The sequence below is a fragment of the Parasphingopyxis marina genome, assembly GCF_014237875.1.
In the GTDB taxonomy this organism is placed as follows: domain Bacteria; phylum Pseudomonadota; class Alphaproteobacteria; order Sphingomonadales; family Sphingomonadaceae; genus Parasphingopyxis; species Parasphingopyxis marina.
Window position 1 is genome coordinate 81,957 of record NZ_JACJVJ010000001.1, and the last position, 21,502, is coordinate 103,458.

Below are 21,502 nucleotides of genomic sequence, written 5' to 3' on the forward strand. Positions count from 1 at the left end.
CGCCGTCCATGGCTTCGGAACAATATCCCGGGCTTTCGGGGTTCCTGAAGGCCGAAGGCCTTCCCGCCAGCTATGCCACGTTAGTCGAGAAAGTGGGCCAGCCGATCGCCGCGGCGATTGCCAAGCGCCGTCGCGCACGGGGCGGCCCGATCCTTGTCGGGATCAACGGCGCGCAGGGGACGGGGAAGACGACTCTCTGCAGGCTGCTGGAAACACTGCTGCTCCCCGAATTTGGCATCGGCGCGGCGACGCTCTCGCTCGACGATCTCTATTTGTCGCGCGCCGAGCGCACGGCGATGGCGCAGACCGTCCATCCGCTCTTCGCGACCCGCGGCGTCCCCGGCACCCATGACGTGGCTCTCGGCCAGCGGCTGATCGCCGCGCTGCTTGACGGCGAAGGACCGGTGGCGGTTCCGTCCTTCGACAAGAGCCGCGACGATCGCGCGCCGAAAAGCGAATGGCGCTCCGTCGATGCGCCGGTCGACGTGCTGCTCTTCGAAGGCTGGTGCGTCGGCGCCGAGCCGCAGGAGCGGGATGCGCTCGCCGTTCCCGTCAATCCGCTGGAAGCCGACGAGGATACGGACGGCCTGTGGCGGCGCCATGCCAACGCGATGCTGGCCGGCCCCTATCGCGCGCTGTTTGCGCGGATCGACCTTCTCGTCATGCTTCGCCCGCCCGGTTTCGAGAACGTCCTCGCCAATCGCCGGTTGCAGGAGGAAAAGCTCCGCGCGCGGCCGGACGCCGGCGGCGCGGTGATGGACGATGCCGCGATCGGACGCTTCGTGCAGCATTATGAACGGATCACCCGGCACATGCTGGCGACGCTGCCGGACAAGGCCGATATTCTCGTCGATTTCGCCGCCGACAGGTCGCTCGCGCGCTTGCGCGCACCCTAAGCCGGGGTGGTTTCCAGCCGGTCCGTCGAGGCGCGCTCCGGCCCATATTCGTTGATCGTCGTGCGGCGCATGTCGCGCTTGTACTTCAGATCCTCGAATCCGGTCGCCCGGTGCAAGGTGCAGCGATTGTCCCAGATGACGAGATCGCCGAGCCGCCATTCGTGCGAATAGATATAGTGCGGCTGCGTCGCGAAGACGTAGAGATCGTCGAGCAATGCGCGTCCCTCCGCCTCGTCCAGTTCGACGATGCTCGCCGCATGGGCGCCGATATAGAGGCACGGCCGGCCGCTTTCAGACGTGCGGACGAGCGGGTGGCGGACCGCCGGCATCGCCGCCTTCATCTCTTCGGAAATCTCGCTCATCCCGCCCTTTTTGCGCGAGTGCCAGAGATTATGCTCCACCGTGAGCCCCTCGATCCGTTGCTTCATCGCATCGGGAAGGTCGTCATAGACGGCACGGGTATCGACGAATTCGGTATTCCCGCCCTCCGGCGGCACGACATGGGCGAGCAGCAGCGACCATTTGGTCGGCAGGTCGTTGAACGAGCTGTCGGTGTGGAACAGTTCGTTGCCCTTGCTGTATTTATAGCGGGCGCTGTCCGCCTGAACGATATTGCCCTGCGCATCGAGATTGGACGCGTCGTACAAGCCGTGCGCAAGCCGCGGCGTGAAGGTGCCCGCATTTATCTTGAGATCGGGGGGAAATTCCAGCGGGCCGAAGGCGCGGCTGAACGCGATATGGGCCTCGTCATCCGGCTGCGATCCGCGCAGGGCCACGACCGCATATTCGGCCATCGCCTGCTCGACGATGCGGACCGTTTCCGCGCTCGGCGGATCGCCGATATCGATGCCGGTGATAATCGCCGCGAAGCGCGGATGTTCCTGTTGGATATCGACAGCCATTCCCCGCCCCGTCCTCCCGGTTCAGCCGTTCACGCCGCGCAGTTCCACATGGCCCGTCGTCACCCGTTCGAGATAGCGATACTGGCCCTGATAATCGGCGATCGCGCTGTGCTGCGCCGCCCAATTGTCCCAGACGAGCACCGTATCCTTTTCCCAGCGCACACGGCCCGTGAACGCCATCTGCTTGATATGATCGTGCAGGAAACGAAGGATGAGCTGGCTTTCCGCCTCGGAAAATCCCTTGAGCCGCCGTGTATAGACGGGGTTGAGGAACAGGTGCCTGAGCCCGGTACGCGGATGGACGCAGACGATCGGATGCTCGACCTCGGCATCGCCTTCGCTCGCGTCCATTTCCTTCATCATCACGCGCTTCTGGTCGGCACCGGAACCGAACAACACCGACGCGCTGTTGACGCCGACCAGCGTGTCGCAAAAGGCGCGCATCGGTTCCGACAGCGCTTCATAGGCAAGGTAGAGGTTCGCAAAGGCGGTATCGCCGCCATGGTCCGGCACCTCCACGGCCCGCATCGTTACCGATGTCGGCGGCGTTTCCAGATAAGTGGAATCGTTGTGAAAGCCGTTGCCCACGACCATGCGGGTGTCGTCCGGCTTGCGCTCGACGATCTGGACATCGGGATAATCGTCGACGCTGAAGATATGCGGAATTTTCTGGAGCGGCCCGAACATCTCCGCGCAGGCGATATGCTGTTCGCGCGTCAGTCCCGTCTGGCCGCGAAAGAAGATGACGAGATTCTCGGCAAAGGCGCGCATGATTTCCTCGCGCACCTCGTCGGGCACCGGCTTTGTCAGGTCGACGCCGCGGATCTCCGCCAGGACAGCCCCGTTAAGCGGCAGAACCTCGATATGCTCATAGCCGGAAGCCCGGTCATAGTCGCGCCAGCTGCGGGTGGTGGTCGTGTCCAGCATATATGCAAGGCTACATAAATAGCCGCTTCGACACAAGCATGGTTTATCGACGAAACACCTCATTTGGTGCGATGCAGCATGTATGGTGCTTGCGATATTCGCTCCGCCTGCACATAAAATGCGAAAGCGTCGGGGAGGGGATATATGGCGGAACAGCAAGCCATCGGGCAGCCTTCCCGGGGATATGCCAATTACGTCCTGTTCATACTGTTCCTCGGCTATGTGATGAATGCGCTCGACCGCGCGATCCTCAACATCCTGTTGCCGCCGATCCAGGAAGAGTTTGATCTCAGCTTTACCCAGCTCGGTCTTCTCGGCGGATTGGCCTTCGCGCTCTTCTACGCGACCATGGGCATACCGATCGCCAGCCTGGCCGATCGCACCAGCCGCAAATGGGTGCTGACCGCCTCGATCACCTTGTGGAGCGGCATGACGGCGCTGTGCGGCGCGGCGTCCAATTTCGCGATGCTGCTGACGTTCCGGGTCGGCACCGCGGTGGGCGAGGCCGGCGGCAGCCCGCCCTCCCATTCGCTGATCGCCGATTATTTTCCGCTTTCCCGGCGCGGCACCGCGCTTTCCATCTACGCGCTGGGCGTGTCGGTCGGCGGGATGATCGGGCTGGCGCTCGGCGGCTGGGGCAATGACTGGTGGGGCTGGCGTACGGCTTTCGTCGTCGCCGGCGCGCCCGGCCTGTTGATTGCGCTGCTCGTCGCCTTCACCGTCAGGGAACCGCAACGCGGCCTTTCGGACGGAATCGCGATCACGGCCCAGAAGGGCAATCCGTTTCGCGCGGTCGGCTATCTCTGGAAGCGCGCCGCCTTTCGCAACATGGCGCTCGCCGCCGCGCTTCATGCCTTTGTCTGGTACGGAGCCGGCACCTTCAATTCGGTGTTCCTCGTCAACACGCACGGCCTGACGACCAGCCAGGTCGGCACATGGCTCTCGGGCTTCGCGCTGCTCGGCGCGCTCGGCACCTTTCTCGGCGGCATTCTCTCCGACCGGCTGGCGACCCGGCACAAGGATGCGCGCTATTATATGTGGGTTCCCGGCGCCGCGGCCATCGCGGGCATTCCCTTCCAGATCATCGGATATATGGCCGGCGCCGTGCCGATCGCCATGTTCGGCTTTGCGATGAGCGCCTTTTTCGCGTCCTTCTTTTTCGGCCCCTCCTTCGCCATGGCGCAGGGCCTCGCCAGTCCCAGCCGCCGCGCCGTCGCCGCTTCGGTGCTGCTGTTCATCCAGACGATGATCGGGCTCGGCCTCGGGCCGCTCGTCGCGGGCTGGATCGCCGACCGGCTCATCCCGGCGCTGGGCGACGAGGCGCTCCGCTACGCGCTCGTCTTCGTCGCGCTCATCAATCTCTGGTCGGGTCTTCACTATTGGCTGGCGAGCCGTACAGTGCGCCGCGACATCGAACAGGCGCGCAACGAGACATGACCAAGCAGCGATCAGGCTGGCCCCGGCCGGGACGGGCAGGCGGCAACGATCCGGACCGGCCGCGCCTGCCCCGCGTGCTCGAGTCCAGCGAAAAGGACATCCAGGCGCAGCGCGAATTCGCCTGGCGGCTGATCGCGCTGGCCCGTCGCTGGACGGCGCGGCTCGACGAACGGCTCGCCGAGAACGGGCTCACCTCGGCGCGCTGGCAAGCCCTGTTCTGGATCTCCGAACAGGACGGCACGGTGACGCAGCAGCAGATCGCCGACCGTATCGGCGTCGCCTCCTCCACCATGGTGCGCACGATCGACGGCCTCGAACAACACGGCCTCGTCAAACGCGCGGGCAGCAAGGAAGACAAGCGCGCCAATACGCTCAGCATCACACCGGCCGCGGCCGCCATTCTCGACGATATCCGAGAGGGCGCCGATGCCGTCCGCAAGGAAGTGCTCGGCGAGATCCATCCCGCTGAAATCGCCATGTGCGACATGGTGACGGAGAAGATGCTTACCAACCTCCTCGCCGCCAAGAATGGCGCGAAAGACGCTGGGGACTAGCCGCCGAGGCTGTCGGACAGCCGCTCGCAGGCGGCGGCGAACTCTTCCTTGAACTGCTGGACGACCTGCCCCGAAGACATTGGCTGGTTCATGAGCCCGACCCCCTGCCCCACCCAATAGGTGGCGAGGTCCTTAGCGCCCTGATGGCCGCCCTGGCTGAGCTTGTCGATCTGGCGCAGCGCGGGTTCGCTCACCATGGACTGGAGAGGCATAGGCAGCGGCTCGGGGGCGCCTTTCGCTTCCCAGGCATCGGTCCAGGGAGACCGCAACTGGCGCGAAGGCTTGCCGGTGCGCGACCGCGAGCGGACGGTATCGCGCGAGCTCGCCGCGAGCATCTTTTCCTTCACGATCGGATTGGTTTCCGCCTCGGCCGTGGTCAGCCACACCGAGCCGCACCAGGCGCCGGCCGCGCCCATCGCCATCGCGGCCGCCATCTGTTCCCCGGTCGTGATGCCGCCGGCGGCGAGAACCGGAGTCTCCGCGCCGATCTCCCGCAGCGCTCGGGCAACCTCTGGCACGAGCACCATCGTCGAAACCTCCCCGCAATGGCCGCCGGCCTCGCCGCCCGCGACGACGAGGATATCGACCCCGGCATTGACCTGCGCCACCGCATGTTCCTTCGCGCCGACCAGGGCGGCAACCGGAATATCGTGATGGCGCCCGAGATCGAGCATCGCCTGCGGCGGCACGCCGAGCGCATTCGCGATCAGCTTGATCGGATATTCGAACGCGACCTCGAGGCTGGTCGCTGCGCCTTCCTCCCGCAGATTTTTCGCGAAATTGGCGGACATGCCGCGCGATTTTTCCAGATCGCCGGTTTCGATGTCATGATCGGCCAGGATGCCGGCGGCGAAATCCTTATGCTCCTGCGGGATCGAGGAGATCAGCGTGCCGGTGTCGTGCTTCTCGCCTTTGCCCTGAAACGTGTTCGGCACGATCAGGTCGACGCCATAGGGCTTGCCGCCCGCATGCGCGTCGATCCAGTCGAGTTCCTCGCGCAGCCGGTCCGGGGACAGGTTGACGGCCCCGAACACGCCCATCCCGCCCGCCTTCGACACTGCCGCGACGACATCCCGGCAATGCGAAAAGGCGAGCAGCGGAAACTCGATATCGAGCATCGCGCATATCGGCGAATTCATCATGGCACGCTCTCCTTTTTCTTATCACTCTATAGCGGTTTTCGGCCTTTCTAAATGGCGCAAAACTCCGCTAGGCATGGCGGGATGAGCAAGAAAACAGACATAGCGATCGTGGGTGCGGGCCATGGCGGCGCGCAGGCGGCGATCATGCTGCGCCAGCAGAAATATGAAGGCGAAATCACGCTGATCGGCGACGAGCCGGAATTTCCCTATGAGCGCCCTCCGCTCTCCAAGGAATATTTCGCCGGAGAAAAGCCGTTCGAACGGATCATGATCCGGCCCGAGAAATTCTGGGCAGAGCGCGATATCACGATGATGCTGGGACACCGCGTGGCCGCGGTCGATGCCGAGGCGCATCGGTTGATCTTCGCCGACGGCGCTGCCCTCGACTATGGCAAGCTGATCTGGGCGACGGGCGGCTCGCCGCGAGCACTGCCGGTGCCGGGCGCGGAGCTTGAGGGCGTGCATTTCGTCCGCAGCCGGGCCGACGCCGATGCGATGATGGTCAGGCTCGACAGTATCGAGCGCGTCGTCATCGTCGGTGGCGGCTATATCGGGCTCGAGGCGGCGGCCGTGCTGACGAAGCTCGGCAAGAAGGTCGTGCTGCTCGAAGCGCTGGACCGGGTGCTGGCGCGCGTCGCCGGCGACGCGCTGTCGCGCTTCTATGAGGGCGAGCACCGTGCACGCGGCGTCGACCTGCGGACCAATGTCGGCGTCAAGGCGATCGAAGGCGAAAGCGGCAGGGCGACGGGCGTGCGCCTCGTGGACGGCGAGACCGTTCCCGCCGACCTCGTCATTATCGGCATCGGCGTAATCCCGGCGGTCGAGCCGCTGATCGTGGCGGGCGCCGAGGGCGGCAACGGCGTGATCGTCGACGAATTTTGCCGCACGAGCCTGCCCGATATCTACGCGATCGGCGATTGCGCGGCGCATGCGAGCGGCTTTGCCGGCGGCGCGACGATCCGGCTGGAATCGGTGCAGAATGCCAACGACCAGGCGACCGTCGCCGCGAAACATATTGTCGGGCACGACGCGCCCTATGATGCCGTTCCGTGGTTCTGGTCCAACCAGTACGACCTCAAGCTGCAGACGGTGGGGCTGTCTTCCGGCCATGATGCGGCGGTGCTGCGCGGCGATCCGGCGACGCGCAGCTTCTCGGTCGTCTATCTGAAGGACGGCAAGGTGATCGCGCTCGACTGCGTCAACGCGACCAAGGATTATGTGCAGGGGCGCAAGCTCGTCATCGAGGGCGCGGCGATCGACCCCGACAAACTCGCCGACGCGGCAACGCCGCTGAAAGAACTCGCCGGATAGAGCGGGAGCGCCAAGGGAGAGGATAATGACCGACAGCAAGAGCGGCCCGCTGGCCGGATGCCGGATCGTCGAATTCGACGCGATCGGCCCGGTGCCGCTGGCGGGCATGATCCTGTCCGATCTGGGCGCCGAGATCGTACGGATCGGGCGACCCGGAAAAAGCGGCGTCGATGCGCCCGGCAACAAGGTGCTGCTGCGCGGCCGCAGCCATGTGGCGCTCGATCTGAAAGACGAAGCCCAGCGAGACCGGGCACTCGACCTTGTCGCCCGTGCCGACGGCCTGATCGAAGGCGCGCGGCCCGGCGTCATGGAACGGCTGGGCCTGGGCCCCGAAGACTGTTTCGCGCGCAACCCGAAGCTGGCCTATGGCCGGATGACGGGCTGGGGACAGGAAGGGCCGCTGTCGCAAAGCGCCGGCCATGATCTCGACTACATCGCGATCACCGGCGCGCTCGGCGCAATGGGCAAAAAAGGCGAGCCGCCAATGCCGCCGCTCAACCTTGTCGGCGATTATGGCGGCGGCACGATGTTTCTGTGCCTCGGCCTCGTTTCGGCGATCCTGTCCGCGCGGCAGACGGGCAAGGGGCAGGTGATCGATGCGGCGATGACCGATGGCGCGTCGGTGCTGATGAGCATGTTCTACGCCTTTCATGATGCCGGATTCTGGACGGCGGAGCGCGAGGCGAACCTGCTCGACGGCGGCACGCCCTTTTACCGTTGCTATGAATGTTCGGATGGGCACCATGTCGCGGTCGGGCCGCTGGAGCCGCAATTTTTCGCGGTTTTACTGGAGAAACTGGGGCTCGACCCGGCCGAATTCCCGCAGCATGACCGCGCGCGCTGGCCAGCGATGACCGCGGCCCTTACCGAGAAATTCGCCAGCCGCACGCGCGACGCATGGGCCGCGCATTTCGAGGGCAGCGACGCCTGCGTCGCGCCGGTGCTCTCTATCGCCGAAGCCCCGGCGCACCCCCACAATGTCGCGCGCAAGACCTTCGCCGAGCATGACGGAACGATGCAGCCGATGCCCGCGCCGCGCTTTTCCGAAACGCCCGCCGCCATCGGGACGAGCGAAACCATCGCTATCGAGGACGCGCTCGCCCGTTGGGGCTGATCAGCTCTCGCGCGTAAAGCTCAGCCCGGCATGGGCCGTCAGCCGCGCGATCAGCGGCTCGGCCATCACCGCACCCGGCGTCGTCACGCCGCCCGGTGCATCGGGCACATCGCGAACCAGGCAGAGCGCGCTCTCGGCAATCATCTTCGATGTCGAGCCATAGCCGGGATCCTTGTCGCCCTTGACGCCCGCCGTCACCCGCCCGCCATCGGGCATTTCGGCGACGAACAGCACATCGTAAAAGCCCGCTTCGCGCTCCTCGGCGCTGGGGCCCTCCCCGGGCTTCGGCCCGCCTTCCGCGCCCAGCGAATTATCGCCCGCCACCGCCTTGGCCGCCGCTTCCCCGGCATCGCCCGGCCCGGTCAGCACCATTTCGTCATAGACGAAATCCTCGCCCCAGGGATGGCCGAGCAGGAAGTTGCTGCGATGGACGTTGCGGGTGTTGATCGCCGCCATGATGAAGGGTGCGACCCAGCTATCCAGCGAGGCTTCGAAATCGACCGCGTCGCCGCGCGGCTGCTGGGGCCCGGTGAAGCCCGGCGTCAGCGCGAAGGGGTTGATCAGCAGCTGGAGAACCGCCGGATCCTTGGCGGCGGCGGCGAGCGTGGCCTTGAGGCTGGCCGCCGTACCGCCCGAAAACGTCCCCTGCATCGCGCGCACGCGGCCGCGGACCCGGCGCGCCACTTCGCCGAATTCTTCCTTCGCCGCCTGCTGGACGAACCAGACGCCAAGATCGAAAGGGATCGAATCGAAGCCGCAGGAAAAGACGATGCGCGCGCCGCTTGCCTTGGCCTTGGCATCATATTTGTCGATCATCTGGCGCATCCAGGCGGGCTCGCCGCACAGATCGACATAATCGGTGCCGGCTTCGGCGCAGACCGCGATCAGCGGCTCGCCGTAAAGCTGGTACGGCCCGACCGTGGTCAGCACGACCTTCGTGCGCCCGGCCATGGCGGCAAGCGATGCCGGATCGTCGGCATTGGCGACGACGAGCGGCGTATCGGCGGGCGCGCCGATCTCGTCCCGTACCGCGGCGAGCTTGTCGGCGCTGCGCCCGGCCATCGCCCATTCAAGATCGCCATGGCCGCTCTTCGCCAGATATTCGGCGACCAGCCGGCCGGTATAGCCGGTCGCTCCATAGACGATGACGTCGAATTCCCGGCTGCCGCTCATGGCGCTACTCCTTCAATGATGACCAACGAAAAAGGGCGCCGCGACGACCGCGGCGCCCCTTCCGTCCCTTCCCTACCCTTAGAACCGGAAGCCGGCGGCAAGGCCGTAGCGGCGGGGCTCCAGGGTGAAGACGTTGGTGAACAGGCCCGAAGACGGGTCGGTAAGATAATGGCCCGTGATCGCGTCGTTATCGAAAATATTCTGGATGAAGGCGCGGACGAACCAGCGATCGTCGGCCCCGTTCAGCTGCACCTGCGCATTGGCGATGCCGAAGGTTTCGATCCGGTCGACCGCCCGGTTGAAGCTGCGGGCATATTGCTGGCCCGTCAGCGAATAATCGGCACGCAGCACGAGGCTCATGCCGTTATCGAAGTCCGCCGTATACTGGCCGCCGACCGTGATCTTATAGTCGGGCGCAAGCGGCAGTTCGTTGCCGGAAAGATCGACCGGAACGCCGTCGGCGATGCTGAACGCGCCGAAGCTGTCGAGCAGCGGCTGCAACGCGGCGAGCGCCGGGTTGACCGCCGCGATCTGGCCGGCAGCACCCGCCTGCAGGATCGAGCAGATCGAATAGGCGCCGGTCGTGTTGGTACCGGGCACCGGCACCGTCGGCTGGAGGCCGAGGGCGTTGGCGTTGATCGCATTGACGAAGGCGTTCGCGCCGGCGGCGTTGCCCACCGCCTGCGGGATCACGGCGCAGTTCGCGCCGTTGGAAAGATCCTTGATGATCACCGTATCGCTGCGGCCGCCCGAAGGATCGCGGGTATCGACGAGCTGGGTGTTGCCGATGCTCGTGCTCAGCGTCGATGCGCTGATGTTGAACAGCCATGCCGGATCGGGCGAGATGATCGCCTCGAGCTCGAGACCCCAGACCGTGGCATCCGTATTGTCGTTGAACGAGGTCCGGTTGAGAATGCGGCTGAGCTGCAGATCCTGATAATCGTACATGAAGGCCGTCGCGTTGATCTGGACGGCGCCGTTCGCGAGCGTGTTCTTCGAGCCGACTTCGAAGGCGTTGATGATCTCCGGATTGAAGGTCGCCGGAACGCTGAAGATCGGATCGAAGGGCGGGTTGATACCGCCCGATTTATAGCCGCGCGACCAGGAGGCATAGACCAGATTATTGGGCGACCACTGCCAGTCCAGCACGATACGGCCGGTAACCTCGTCGAAGCTCGCATTGAACTCCCGATAGGCCTGCTGGCCCGCGGTTACGCCATCGGCATCGAAGCCGGCGCTGATCGTCGGGTTGGCGTCGGTCGTGCCGATGGGCACGGGCACGGCGAGAATCGGCGAGCGCGAACGTACATATTTGTCGTCGTTCGAATAGCGGATACCGCCGGTCAGCCGCAGATTATCGGTGATGTCGAAATAGACTTCGCCGAACAGGCCGTAGGATTCGAGCGTGAAGCTGTCCGTTTCGCTGTTGAAGAAAGGCGGCCCGAGGAAGCTCGGCGGAAGCGCTCCGGCGGCGCCCAGCGTGGTGAAGCCGCCCAACACGCCCGCGGCATAATCGAGGCCGAACGCGTTGACGAAATAATCGTTCTGGTAGGTGCGCGTGTTGACGTAGATCGCGCCGAGCAGGAAGTTGAACGGGCCGTCGAGATCGGAGTCGATATGCGCCTCGACCGAATATTGACGCCCGCTGATGCTCGAGCGGTCATATTCGATGCTCTGCGGCGCGCAGCCATAGACGTTGCCGCCATAAATGCCCGAATAGGCGAGGCTCGCCTCCGAAACGCAGGCATTGCCGGTCGGGCCGTTGGGGATCAGCGCCGCGGCAACCGGTGCGAACACCGCCTGCAGGGCCGGGCCGCCGGCGCCGCCGGCAAGCGCGGCCAGGGTGAACAGGCCGGTGTTGACGCCGAACGGATCGGCCGCGGAAAGATTGTAGTCGGTGCGGGAATCGACTTCGCTTTCGCCATAGCCGCCGATCAGGGTCAGCGCGACCGGGCCGAAATCATGTTCGAGCCGCCCCTGGATCAGCCATTCCTCGGCATAATAGGTCGGATCGAAATCGGCGCGGATGCGGCGCAGATCGGACGGGTTGGTCGCGTTGGCATATTGGTCCGTCCCGTAGATGCTGGTGAGGCCGAGCGCGGTGAGCGTCGCGGGGAGCCCCGGATCGACCGCCGCAAAAGGCGCCGACTGGATGGCGAACAGTTCGTTCGAGGAAAGCACCGCGGCGAGCGTCGAATTGCCGTTCACCACTTCGTTGGCGAGGGCATCGGGGCGGCAGCCCAGAACGCCGGTATCGTCGCGCGCGCAAAGCTGCTTCTGGATGCGCGAGCGGTTGTCGTCTTCCTCGAAATAGGTGCCGATGATGTCGATCGTCGTGTCGGGGCCGGGCTCGAGGCGGAGCGAACCGCGAATGCTGTACTGATCGCGGCCGTCGACATCGGTGTCGTTATATTCGTTATAGGTATAGCCGTCGCGGTTTAGATAATAGCCGGCGATGCGGATACCCGCCCAGTCGCCGATCGGCACGTTGACCATGCCTTCGGCGCGCATCGAATCGAAATTGCCATATTCGAACGAGCCGCGTGCCGCGAACTCGCTGAGATCGGGCCGCGCGGTGATGAAGTTGACGACGCCGGAGGTCGCGTTGCGCCCGAACAGCGTGCCCTGCGGCCCGCGCAGCACCTCGATCCGCTCGAGATCGTAATATTCCTGTTCGAACAAGCGGCTGCCGAGCAGCGGCTGGTCGTTGAGATGGATGCCCGTGGCGCTGTCGCACGAGGTGCCGACGCACAGATCGCCGACGCCGCGAATGGTGAAGCTGGAGCTGGTGAAGTTCGTCTTGGTGAACGAGACGTTGGGAAGCGAGAGCTGAAGATCGCTGGCATTTTCGATCTGCTGGCGTTCCAGCGCTTCGGCGGTAAAGGCCGAAACCGCGATCGGAACTTCCTGCAGGGTTTGCGCCTGGCGCTGGGCGGTAACGATGATCGGCGCGTTGGCGTTGTTATCCTGCGCCATAGCGGGGGTGACGAACCCCGCGGCAAGGCTGGTCGCAATCAGCAGCTCAAACTTTTTCACGGCATTCTCTCCCCATATGACATGCCGGTTGGCCCGGCCTTATCTTGCGGGCGGCTTGGGCCGCCTCTCAATTGTGCGGGAGAATATCGTTCTGGAGTTCGGCCCGGATTCCGGCGAGCAATTGGCGCGGCATGACGGGTCGGTATTCGCCCAGTGACATCATCCCTAAAGTTTTATTGTTCTGTTTTGATGAAGGCTAAGCCTCACCTGAATTTCCGTCAACCGCAATTGACGTAAAGGTAACGCTAAGCGCTTCGGGACGTGCAACGCTGCAACAGTGGCCAAGACCCGCTTGTTCCGCCGACGTTACGGCACGCTAGGCTGAGCGGATGATGTCGGCCGCCTTTTCGGCGATCATGATGACCGGGGCATTGGTGTTGCCGCCGACCAGCGCCGGCATCGCCGAGGCGTCGATCACCCGCAGGCCGGCCATGCCGCGCACGGCGAGATCGCCGTCGAGCGGCGAGTCGGCATCGCTACCCATCCGGACGCTGCCGACCGGGTGATAGATGGTTTCGGCGGTATCGCGGACATAGGCGTCGATCGCGTCATCGCCCGCCACCCCCTCGCCCGGCGCGATCTCGGGCCCGCGCAAAAAGGCGAGATCCTCGCCCCCGCAGATCGCCCGCATCATCTTCACCGCTTCGCGCATGACGCGGCGATCCTCCGTGCTGTCGAGATAGTTGGGATCGATACGCGGCGGCGCCAGCGGATCGGGCGAGCCGAGGCCGATCCGCCCCCGGCTTTCGGGCCGCAGCTGACAGGCATGGACGGTAAAGCCGTCCTTTTCGATCTCGGTCATGCCGTGATTGATCATGATCGCGTTGACGAGGTGGAGCTGGACGTCGGGCCGGTCCAGCCCTTCGCGCGATTTGAGGAAGGCGCCGGCCTGGAGGAAATTGTCGGTGCCCGCGCCCTTGCGCCGGGCAATAAAGTCGAGCGCGACGAGCAGCTTTTTCAGCCCCTTCTGCCTGGAATGGGCCGAGACGGGCTGGGTCATTTCATGCGCCAGCACGACATCGAGATGGTCCTGCAGATTCTTGCCGATCTGGGGCGAGGCATGGACGAGATCGATCCCCTGCGCCTTGATCTCCTCCGGATCGCCGATCCCCGAGAGCATCAGGAGTTGCGGCGACTGGACCGCGCCGCAGCAGACCAGCACCTCGCGGCGCGCGTGAATCGTGCGGCTTTCGCCGCGCTTGCCCGATACCGCCTCGACCCCGATAGCGCGCCTGCCCTCGGTCAGGATGCGGGTGACATGGCCGGTCGAGAGGATGGCGAGATTGTCGCGCTTCCCGGCGATGGGGCGCAGATAGGCGCGCGCGGCGCTGAACCGTTCTCCGTCCGCAATGGTGCGCTGATAGGGGCCGAAGCCTTCCTGCTCCGCGCCGTTGAAATCCTCGGTCGTCGGATAGCCGGCGGCGACACCGGCGCCGATAAAGGCGCGGTAGACGGGGTCTTCCATCGCGCTGTTGGTGACGCCGAGCGGCCCCTCGCGGCCGTGATAGGCCTCGTCGCCTTCCTCATAGCGTTCGGATTTCTTGAAATAGGGGAGCAGGTCGTCATAGCCCCAGCCGGCCAGACCCATCTGCCGCCATTGGTCGTAATCGCGGGCATGGCCGCGGATGTAGATCATGCCGTTGATGCTCGAAGACCCGCCCCAGCCGCGCCCGCGCGGCCAATAGAGCTTGCGGTCGTTCAGATGCTTTTGCGGTTCGGTATAGAAGAACCAGTTATGCGGATTGGGCTGTTTGAGCAGCGCGCCGACACCCGCCGGCATCTTCACCAGCAGGCTCTTGTCCTCCTTGCCCGCCTCGATCAGGCACACAGAGACTTTGGGATCGGCGGACAGCCGGTTGGCGAGCACGCAGCCCGCGCTCCCCGCGCCGACGATCACATAATCGAACGCGGCGGTATCGGCGGCCATCGCCTAAAGGCTCCGCCCGATCACTTCCTTCATGATCTCGTTGGTCCCGCCATAGATGCGCTGGACGCGAGCATCCCGCCAGATCCGCGCGATCGGATATTCGTTCATATAGCCCGCCCCGCCATGGAGCTGGAGCGCGGCATCGCAGCATTTCCACTGGACCTCGGTATGCCAGAGCTTGGCCGCGGACCCCTCGGTCGCCGTCAGTTCGCCCGCCAGGTGCCGCTTGATCGCCCAGTCGAGATGCGCCCAGCCGACCTGCAAATCGGTCGCGAGATCGGCGAGCGTGAAGCGCGTATTCTGAAAATCGAACACCGTCTTGCCGAAGGCCGCGCGTTCCTTGGTGAACGTGACCGCTTCGTCGAAGGCGCGCTGGGCCGAAGCCTGGGCGCCGACCGCGATCGACAGCCGCTCCTGCGGCAGCTGGTTCATCAGGTAGAAAAAGCCGTGCCCTTCCTCGCCGAGGCAATTGGTGATCGGCACGCGGACATCCTCGAAAAAGAGTTCCGAGGTATCGGCCGAATGCTGGCCGATCTTGTCGAGGTTGCGGCCGCGGGCGAAGCCCTCGCGCGTCGCCTCCACCAGGATCAGCGAAACGCCCTTGGCGCGCTCGTTCGGATCGGTCTTGGCGACGAGGACGATCAGGTCGGCATTCTGGCCGTTGGTGATATAGGTTTTCGACCCGTTGATCACATAATGATTGCCGTCGCGCTTCGCCGTCGTCTTCACATTCTGGAGATCGGAGCCCGTGCCCGGCTCGGTCATCGCGATGGCGGTGATCGCCTCGCCCGAGATCATCTTGGGCAGCCATTCCTGCTTCTGCTCTTCCGAGCCATAGGCGAGGATATAGTCGGCGACGATGTCCGATTGCAGCGTGATGCCCGCCGAAGACCCGGCATAGGCCAGTTCCTCGTTGATCACCGCATTATAGCCGAAATCCGCGCCCAGCCCGCCATATTCCTCCGGCATGGTCGGGCAGAGCAGCCCGGCCTCTCCGCAAGCCCGCCAGAATTCGCGGTCGACAATCTCTTCCTTCTCCCAGCGATCGAGATTGGGGTGCAATTCCTTGTCGAAGAATTTGCGCACCTGATCGCGAAGGAGTTCGTGCCCCTCGTCGAAAGCGGTGCGGTTGGCGGTATCCAGCATCGAGCGTCTCTCCCCAGGGGCGCCGACTCGCAGCATCGGCCCCGTCTCCGTTTCGGGCCATCTGATAGCAGGTTGACGCGAACGTCAACCTTCATGCACAAGCGCCGGCAACGAGACAAAAGCCCGACTCGCGGAACATGAGGAGAGAGACGATGGCGGACGCCTTTATCGTGGATGCAGTGCGCACGGCCGGCGGCCGGCGCGGCGGCAAGCTGGCCGGGGTTCACCCGGTCGATCTCGGCGCCGCGGTGTTCGACGCCATTGCCGAGCGCAGCGATTTCGATCCCGCCGCCATCGAGGATGTCGTGACCGGCTGCGTGATGCAGGGCGGCGAACAGACGATGGATGTCGGCCGCAACGCCGTGCTCGCCTCCAAGCTGCCCGACAGCGTCCCGGCCGTGTCGATCGACCGCCAGTGCGGCTCCTCCCAACAGGCGATGCAGTTCGCCGCGCAGGCGGTGATGAGCGGGACGCAGGATATCGTGCTGGCGTCCGGCATCGAGAGCATGACGCGCGTGCCGATGGGCTCGACGGCGACGCTCTACATGAAGGAAGGCATGGGCAATTATAAGAGCCCCCGCCTCGAGGAAGCCTATCCGAACGTCATGTTCAGCCAGTTCATGGGCGCCGAGATGCTGGTCAAGAAGCACGGCTTCACCCGGGACGATCTCGACGCCTTCGCGCTGGAATCCCACCAGAAGGCGATCGCCGCGACCGAGGCCGGCGCGTTCGACAACGAGATCGTGCCGCTGGAGATCGAAACGCCCGAGGGCGCGGAAACGCACAAGACCGACGAAGGCATCCGTTTCGACGCGACGATGGAATCGATCCAGTCGGTCAAGCTGCTGCAGGAAGGCGGGTCGATCACCGCCGCCAATGCCAGCCAGATCTGCGACGGCGCCTCGGCCGCGCTGATCGTGTCCGAACAGGCGCTCAAGGATCATGCCCTCACCCCCCGCGCGCGCATCCACACGCTGAAGGTGACCGCGGGCGATCCCGTCATCATGCTCGAAGAGCCGCTGTTCGCGACCGAAAAGGCGCTGGAGCGCGCCGGGCTGAATATCGGCGATATCGACATTTACGAGGTCAACGAGGCGTTCGCGCCGGTGCCGCTCGCCTGGATCAAATATCTCGGCGCGGACCGCGACAAGCTCAACGTCCATGGCGGCGCAATCGCGCTCGGCCACCCGCTCGGCGCTTCGGGCACCAAGCTCATGGCGACGATGCTCAATGCGCTCGAGCAGCGTAAGGGCAAATATGCGCTGCAGACGATGTGCGAAGGCGGCGGCCAGGCCAATGTCACGATCATCGAACGGGTGTAATCCCTAGCAATCAATCCGCCGTCACCCCAGCCAAGGCTGGGGTCCATCCCAGCGATGCCATCGCGACACCGACAGCCGGGATGGATTCCAGCCTTCGCTGGATCGACGAAGAGAAGAGGAAGGAAAGACCATGGAACTCAACGCAAACATCTCGGCCGTCGTCACCGGCGGGGCTTCGGGCCTCGGCGCGGCGACCGCGAAGGCGCTGGCCGCCAAGGGCGTCAAGGTCGCGATTTTCGACCTGCAGGAAGGCAAGGGCACGGCCATGGCCGAGGAAATCGGCGGCACCTTCTGCGAAGTGAATGTGACCGACGACGCCAGCGTCGATGCGGGCTTCGAGAAAGCGCGCGCGGCCAACGGCCAGGAGCGTATCCTCGTCAATTGCGCGGGCACCGGCAATGCGATCAAGACCGCCAGCCGCTCCAAGGAAGACGGCTCGATCCGCCACTTCCCGCTCGATGCGTTCAACTGGCTGATCCAGATCAACCTTGTCGGCACCTTCCGCTGCATCGCCAAATCGGCGGCCGGCATGATGACGCTCGATTCGCTGGACGACGGCGAACGCGGCGCCATCGTCAACACCGCTTCGGTCGCCGCCGAAGACGGCCAGATCGGCCAGGCGGCCTATTCCGCCTCGAAAGGCGGCGTCGTCGGCATGACCTTGCCGATCGCGCGCGACCTGATGAACGAGGGCATTCGCGTCAACACGATCCTGCCGGGCATTTTCGATACGCCCTTGCTCGCCGCCGCGCCGCCCAATGTGCGCGAAGCGCTGGCCGCTTCGGTGCCCTTCCCGAAACGGCTCGGCCAGCCCGAAGAATATGCGGGCCTCGCGCTGACGATGATCGAAAACGGCTATTTCAACGGCGAGGATGTCCGCCTCGACGGCGCGATCCGGATGGCCCCGCGCTAGGGCAAGTCCATGGGCTAGGGCGCTTCGGCGGCCGCCCAATATTCGTCGCGCAGCAAGCGCTTGTAGAGCTTCCCCGTCGCCTGGCGGGGGAGCTCTTTGCGAAAATCGATCTGGCGCGGCAGCTTGATGCTTGAGAGATGCTCGCGCATCCAGTCGCTGAGTTCCGCCGCGAAGCGTTCGTTGGCATCGGCCCAGTCGATCGGCTGGACGATGGCGACGACCTTCTCGCCCATTTCCGGATCCGGCGCGCCGATCACCGCGGCATCCATCACCTTGTCGTGCGTGATCAGGAGATTCTCGATCTCCTGCGGATAGATGTTCACGCCGCCCGAGATGATCATGAAGCTCTTGCGGTCGGTCAGGTAGAGATAGCCCTCCTCGTCGAGCCGCCCGATATCGCCGAGCGTCGCCCAGCCCTTGGCGTTGCGCGCATCGGCCGTCTTCTCGGCGTCATTATGGTAGCTGAAGGTGCTCGCGCTTTCGAAATAGACCATGCCGGTCTCGCCCTGGGGCAGTTCCTCGCCCGCTTCGTCGCAGATATGGATGGCGCAGCCGACCGGCCGGCCCACCGAGCCGGGATGGGCGAGCCAATCCTGGCTGTTGATGATCGTCGTCCCGGCGCCTTCGCTGCCGGCATAATATTCCCAGATGATTTCGCCCCACCAGTCGATCATCGCCTGTTTGACCGGAACCGGGCAGGGCGCCGCGGCATGGATTGCGACCTTGAGCGAGGTCATGTCGTAGCGCGCGCGCACCTCTTCGGGCAGTTTCAGCATCCGCACGAAATGGGTCGGCACGAACTGGCCCGCGGTGATCTTGTGGCGGTCTATGGCCCGGAGCGTGCCCTCAGCATCGAATTTCTCCATCACCACCACCGTGCCGCCGAGCCGGTGCACCGATAGCGAATAATGGAGCGGCGCGGCGTGATAGAGCGGCGCGGGGCACAGATAGACGGCATTCTCGTCGATCCCGAACACGTTGCGGCAGACCTCGACCAGCATATTGCCGGCGACGATCTCGCGGTCCTCGGAGAGCGGCAGGCGCACGCCCTTGGGCCGGCCGGTGGTTCCCGAGGAATAGAGCATCGGGGAACCCGCGCACTCGTCGGCGATCGGCGTGACCGGCTTTTCGGCAACCGCGGCCTGCCAGCTTGCAAAGCCGGGCACCGGATCGCCGAACATCGCCAGCGCCACATCGCCGCCGAGCCGCTCGGCAATGTCGCGCGGCGTTGCCGATATCCAGGCCGAGACGATCAGCAGCTTCGCGCCGCTGTCCCGCACGATATAGTCGACCTCCTCGGCCGTGAGCTTGGACGATACCGGGACCACGAACAGCCCGGCGCGCAGCGCGCCCCACATGATCGCGAAATAATCGGGCCGGTTCTCGATACACAGCGCGATCGTGTCGCGATCCTCGATGCCCAGCGAGCGGAAATAATGCGCCGCCTTGTTCGACGCCCGGTCGAGCTCGGCATAGCTCATCGTCTCGCCGCTCTGCGCCATGATGATGGCCGGCTTGCCGGGCTGGGTCTGCGCGTGGACGCTGGGATGCATGGCTGCCTCTTCCGAATCTTTTCTTTGCAGGTTTACGCAAAGGGAAAGCGGAAAGCGAGAGGCGCCCGATATGGGAGGTGCCGTTTAGAAAAAGGCGAAGCGCAGGCCGGCCCAGACGCTGCGCGGAGCCCCGCGCTCGACAAGGCCCGCGCCCGATATCGCCGCCTCGACACGGGCATCGAAGATATTCTCGACGCGCAGTTCCGCCTGGAAGGGCCCGTAGATCGGAACGAGCGCGCGCGCGCCGACGGTCAGCGCGTCGTCGAGCCGCTGCTGGTTGAGATCGTCTTCGAACCGCGCGCCGATATAGCGCACCGTAACCGCCGCCTCGCCGCCCATGGCGCGCATATAGCTGAGCGTCGCCGAGCCATTGTGGCGGGCGACCTGCGCGGGACGCAGCCCGTTAAGCGCCGCAGCGAGCCCCGAGGCGTCGACCTCGGCATCGGTAAAGGCGTAGGAGAGGCGCAGGCTCCACTGGGCGAATTGCGCCTGCGCGTCGAGTTCGATCCCCGCGGCCGCGATCCCGTCCAGATTCTGGCGCTGGCTGGCCACGCCGGGCACGAAGCCGATGCCGGGGAAGAAACCGGGGCCCTGGCCGACCGTGACATTGGCGATGGCATCGTCGAGCCGGTTGTAGAAGAGCGTGCCGGAAAGCCGGAGAAAGGAGGCGGGCGTGTAATCGATGCCCGCTTCGATCCCCTGCAGATCCTCTGGCCGCAGCGCGGCATTGGCGCCCGTCACATCGTCGCCGACCCGGAACGCGCGATACAGCTCGTTGAGCGTCGGCAGCCGCCAGCCCGTATAGCCCGCCGCGCGGATCGTCAGCGGATTGTCCGGCCGCCAGGCCAGCCCCGCGCGCCCGGTGAAGCGCCAGCCATCGCGATCGGGATAGAGCGTCTCGTCGTTGAGCGGCCCGCCGAGATCGCCCTGGCGGAAAAAACCGTTGTCGATCCACCAGCGATCGAGCCGCGCGCTGCCGGTAAAGGTCAGCGCGTCGGCGGCGCGAACCGTGGCGTCGGCGAAGGCGCCGGTGGTGCGCGTGGTGCCGCCGGCCTCGCGTTCGCGGGTCGGCGCGCCGGCGACGAAGAAGAAACGTTCGCGCGTGCGGCCCACCGTCTCGCGATAATCGCCGCCCAGGCGCAGCTCCACGGCATCGCCGGGAATCGGCGGGCGGATTTCGAAGCGTGCGCCGAACCCGCGCGCGGGCACGCTGAACTGGTCGAGCACCTGGGTCGCCGTGGTGCGGGCATCGTCGACGCTGGCGAAGCTCGAACGGAAATTGCGATCCTGATAATAGAACAGCCCTTCCCATTGCCAGCTGCCCCGGCCGAGCAGCCGGACGCTGGTGTCGAAGCCGCGCGTGCGGTTGTCGCTCATCGGGAAGCCGCGATTGCGTTCGTCCTCGAAAAACCGCCCGGCCAGCTGGATCTCGGCATTGCCGATGGGCGCGGAATAGCGGACCGTGCCGCCATAGCTCTTATAGGCCGCCGGCTCGTCGATCGGTCCGCGCTGCGAGGCGATAACGGGCACGAACCCGTCGCCGCGCCCATAATGGCCCGAAATGTCGATCAGCGAATTTTCCGTCGGCGGCAGCATGATGCCTGCGGAAAACTCAGACGCATCGCGATTGCCATAGGCGAGATTCGCCCGGGCCGGCTGGAAATTCTCGACCGACCGGCTTTCGAGCTCGATCGTCCCGGCCAGCGCGCCGGGCCCGTAAACGCCGCTGCCGCCGCCGCGCGTGACGCGAATGCGCCCCAGCGCCTGGGTGTCGAAGCCGGGCCAGCTGATCCACCCGCCGAAGGGATCGCTCTGCGGCACCCCATCGAGGACGAGCAGCGCCCGGCTCGACGCATTGCCGCCAAGCCCGCGCAGGGTCGCGCCCTGGCCGGTGGGGTGGCCCGAACGCGCGTCCGACGCGCGAAACAGCTGGAACCCGGCGACCTGGCCGAGGATATTCTCAAGCCGCCCGCTCGGCTCCCGCGCCAGCGCCTCCTGGTCGATCGTCACGACATTATAGGCGACATCGCCCAGCGGATCTTTGAGCCCGGCGGCGGTGACGACGATCTGTTGCTCCTGCGCGAGGGCCGGCACCGAGGTGGCGGCGAGAAGCAAGGCGATGGATTTGCGCATGGACATACTCGTTACT

The 21,502-nt window shown here is 65.1% G+C and carries 16 protein-coding genes; 7 read left to right on the forward strand and 9 right to left on the reverse strand.

What is annotated here, in order from left to right; genetic code table 11:
- The first annotated feature begins 8 nt into the window (after positions 1–8).
- Positions 9–896: a kinase gene (locus H6P80_RS00295; protein ID WP_185799371.1), complete on the forward strand. Its 888-nt coding sequence runs from the start codon at positions 9–11 to the stop codon at positions 894–896.
- Here the strand turns inward: H6P80_RS00295 and H6P80_RS00300 are convergent.
- Positions 893–1,798: a TauD/TfdA dioxygenase family protein gene (locus H6P80_RS00300; protein WP_185799372.1), complete on the reverse strand. Its 906-nt coding sequence runs from the start codon at positions 1,796–1,798 to the stop codon at positions 893–895. The two genes, H6P80_RS00295 and H6P80_RS00300, sit on opposite strands and share 4 nt — an antisense overlap.
- Positions 1,799–1,819: 21 nt before the next feature.
- Complete coding sequence (locus tag H6P80_RS00305; RefSeq protein WP_185799373.1) at positions 1,820–2,725, reverse strand: TauD/TfdA dioxygenase family protein; 906 nt, start codon at positions 2,723–2,725, stop codon at positions 1,820–1,822.
- Positions 2,726–2,869: 144 nt separating this feature from the next.
- Between H6P80_RS00305 and H6P80_RS00310 the strand changes: the two genes are divergently transcribed.
- Together H6P80_RS00310 and H6P80_RS00315 are read left to right on the forward strand one after the other, a co-directional pair.
- Positions 2,870–4,162: a spinster family MFS transporter gene (locus H6P80_RS00310; protein WP_185799374.1), complete on the forward strand. Its 1,293-nt coding sequence runs from the start codon at positions 2,870–2,872 to the stop codon at positions 4,160–4,162.
- Positions 4,159–4,716 (forward strand): MarR family winged helix-turn-helix transcriptional regulator, encoded by a 558-nt coding sequence (locus H6P80_RS00315; protein WP_185799375.1) that lies wholly within the window; start codon positions 4,159–4,161, stop codon positions 4,714–4,716. Before H6P80_RS00310 ends, H6P80_RS00315 begins: the two co-directional genes overlap by 4 nt.
- On the opposite strand, the gene H6P80_RS00320 is transcribed toward H6P80_RS00315, so the two are convergent.
- Complete coding sequence (locus H6P80_RS00320) at positions 4,713–5,858, reverse strand: NAD(P)H-dependent flavin oxidoreductase (protein ID WP_235973675.1); 1,146 nt, start codon at positions 5,856–5,858, stop codon at positions 4,713–4,715. The genes H6P80_RS00315 and H6P80_RS00320 overlap by 4 nt on opposite strands.
- A gap of 81 nt (positions 5,859–5,939) precedes the next feature.
- On the opposite strand from H6P80_RS00320, the gene H6P80_RS00325 reads away from it, so the two are divergent.
- Both H6P80_RS00325 and H6P80_RS00330 read left to right on the forward strand, forming a co-directional pair.
- On the forward strand, positions 5,940–7,169 hold the full coding sequence (locus H6P80_RS00325; protein WP_185799376.1) for an NAD(P)/FAD-dependent oxidoreductase: 1,230 nt from the start codon (positions 5,940–5,942) through the stop codon (positions 7,167–7,169).
- 25 nt (positions 7,170–7,194) lie between these two features.
- Positions 7,195–8,283 (forward strand): CaiB/BaiF CoA transferase family protein, encoded by a 1,089-nt coding sequence (locus tag H6P80_RS00330; protein WP_185799377.1) that lies wholly within the window; start codon positions 7,195–7,197, stop codon positions 8,281–8,283.
- Here H6P80_RS00330 and H6P80_RS00335 read toward each other — a convergent pair whose 3' ends face one another.
- From H6P80_RS00335 to H6P80_RS00350, 4 genes are all read right to left on the reverse strand, one after another.
- Positions 8,284–9,456, reverse strand: a complete 1,173-nt coding sequence (locus H6P80_RS00335) for a saccharopine dehydrogenase family protein (protein WP_185799378.1) — start codon at positions 9,454–9,456, stop codon at positions 8,284–8,286.
- A 78-nt stretch (positions 9,457–9,534) separates the two neighbouring features.
- The gene (locus H6P80_RS00340; protein WP_328804906.1) at positions 9,535–12,492 is read right to left on the reverse strand and encodes a TonB-dependent receptor; all 2,958 of its coding nucleotides are present in this window, start codon (positions 12,490–12,492) and stop codon (positions 9,535–9,537) included.
- A gap of 316 nt (positions 12,493–12,808) precedes the next feature.
- Positions 12,809–14,419 (reverse strand): choline dehydrogenase, encoded by a 1,611-nt coding sequence (locus tag H6P80_RS00345; protein WP_185799379.1) that lies wholly within the window; start codon positions 14,417–14,419, stop codon positions 12,809–12,811.
- A 3-nt stretch (positions 14,420–14,422) separates the two neighbouring features.
- Positions 14,423–15,565, reverse strand: coding sequence for an acyl-CoA dehydrogenase family protein (locus H6P80_RS00350; protein WP_185799380.1), 1,143 nt, complete (start codon positions 15,563–15,565; stop codon positions 14,423–14,425).
- Between the two features lie 152 nt (positions 15,566–15,717).
- On the opposite strand from H6P80_RS00350, the gene H6P80_RS00355 reads away from it, so the two are divergent.
- Both H6P80_RS00355 and H6P80_RS00360 read left to right on the forward strand, forming a co-directional pair.
- Positions 15,718–16,887 carry an acetyl-CoA C-acetyltransferase gene (locus H6P80_RS00355; protein ID WP_185799381.1) on the forward strand — a complete coding sequence of 390 codons (1,170 nt, stop codon included), beginning with the start codon at positions 15,718–15,720 and terminating at the stop codon, positions 16,885–16,887.
- A gap of 130 nt (positions 16,888–17,017) precedes the next feature.
- Complete coding sequence (locus tag H6P80_RS00360; RefSeq protein ID WP_185799382.1) at positions 17,018–17,800, forward strand: SDR family NAD(P)-dependent oxidoreductase; 783 nt, start codon at positions 17,018–17,020, stop codon at positions 17,798–17,800.
- 14 nt (positions 17,801–17,814) lie between these two features.
- On the opposite strand, the gene H6P80_RS00365 is transcribed toward H6P80_RS00360, so the two are convergent.
- Both H6P80_RS00365 and H6P80_RS00370 read right to left on the reverse strand, forming a co-directional pair.
- Complete coding sequence (locus tag H6P80_RS00365; protein ID WP_185799383.1) at positions 17,815–19,353, reverse strand: acyl-CoA synthetase; 1,539 nt, start codon at positions 19,351–19,353, stop codon at positions 17,815–17,817.
- Between the two features lie 84 nt (positions 19,354–19,437).
- Positions 19,438–21,486 (reverse strand): TonB-dependent receptor, encoded by a 2,049-nt coding sequence (locus H6P80_RS00370; protein ID WP_185799384.1) that lies wholly within the window; start codon positions 21,484–21,486, stop codon positions 19,438–19,440.
- Between the last annotated feature and the right edge of the window lie 16 nt (positions 21,487–21,502).

Excerpts from the sequence above, each read along its gene's own strand:
- H6P80_RS00295 (WP_185799371.1), top strand. The coding sequence starts at position 9 with ATGGCTTCGGAACAATATCCCGGGCTTTCGGGGTTCCTGAAGGCCGAA.
- H6P80_RS00300 (WP_185799372.1), bottom strand. The coding sequence starts at position 1,798 with ATGGCTGTCGATATCCAACAGGAACATCCGCGCTTCGCGGCGATTATC.
- H6P80_RS00305 (WP_185799373.1), bottom strand. The coding sequence starts at position 2,725 with ATGCTGGACACGACCACCACCCGCAGCTGGCGCGACTATGACCGGGCT.
- H6P80_RS00310 (WP_185799374.1), top strand. The coding sequence starts at position 2,870 with ATGGCGGAACAGCAAGCCATCGGGCAGCCTTCCCGGGGATATGCCAAT.
- H6P80_RS00315 (WP_185799375.1), top strand. The coding sequence starts at position 4,159 with ATGACCAAGCAGCGATCAGGCTGGCCCCGGCCGGGACGGGCAGGCGGC.
- H6P80_RS00320 (WP_235973675.1), bottom strand. The coding sequence starts at position 5,858 with ATGATGAATTCGCCGATATGCGCGATGCTCGATATCGAGTTTCCGCTG.
- H6P80_RS00325 (WP_185799376.1), top strand. The coding sequence starts at position 5,940 with ATGAGCAAGAAAACAGACATAGCGATCGTGGGTGCGGGCCATGGCGGC.
- H6P80_RS00330 (WP_185799377.1), top strand. The coding sequence starts at position 7,195 with ATGACCGACAGCAAGAGCGGCCCGCTGGCCGGATGCCGGATCGTCGAA.
- H6P80_RS00335 (WP_185799378.1), bottom strand. The coding sequence starts at position 9,456 with ATGAGCGGCAGCCGGGAATTCGACGTCATCGTCTATGGAGCGACCGGC.
- H6P80_RS00345 (WP_185799379.1), bottom strand. The coding sequence starts at position 14,419 with ATGGCCGCCGATACCGCCGCGTTCGATTATGTGATCGTCGGCGCGGGG.
- H6P80_RS00350 (WP_185799380.1), bottom strand. The coding sequence starts at position 15,565 with ATGCTGGATACCGCCAACCGCACCGCTTTCGACGAGGGGCACGAACTC.
- H6P80_RS00355 (WP_185799381.1), top strand. The coding sequence starts at position 15,718 with ATGGCGGACGCCTTTATCGTGGATGCAGTGCGCACGGCCGGCGGCCGG.
- H6P80_RS00360 (WP_185799382.1), top strand. The coding sequence starts at position 17,018 with ATGGAACTCAACGCAAACATCTCGGCCGTCGTCACCGGCGGGGCTTCG.
- H6P80_RS00365 (WP_185799383.1), bottom strand. The coding sequence starts at position 19,353 with ATGCATCCCAGCGTCCACGCGCAGACCCAGCCCGGCAAGCCGGCCATC.
- H6P80_RS00370 (WP_185799384.1), bottom strand. The coding sequence starts at position 21,486 with ATGCGCAAATCCATCGCCTTGCTTCTCGCCGCCACCTCGGTGCCGGCC.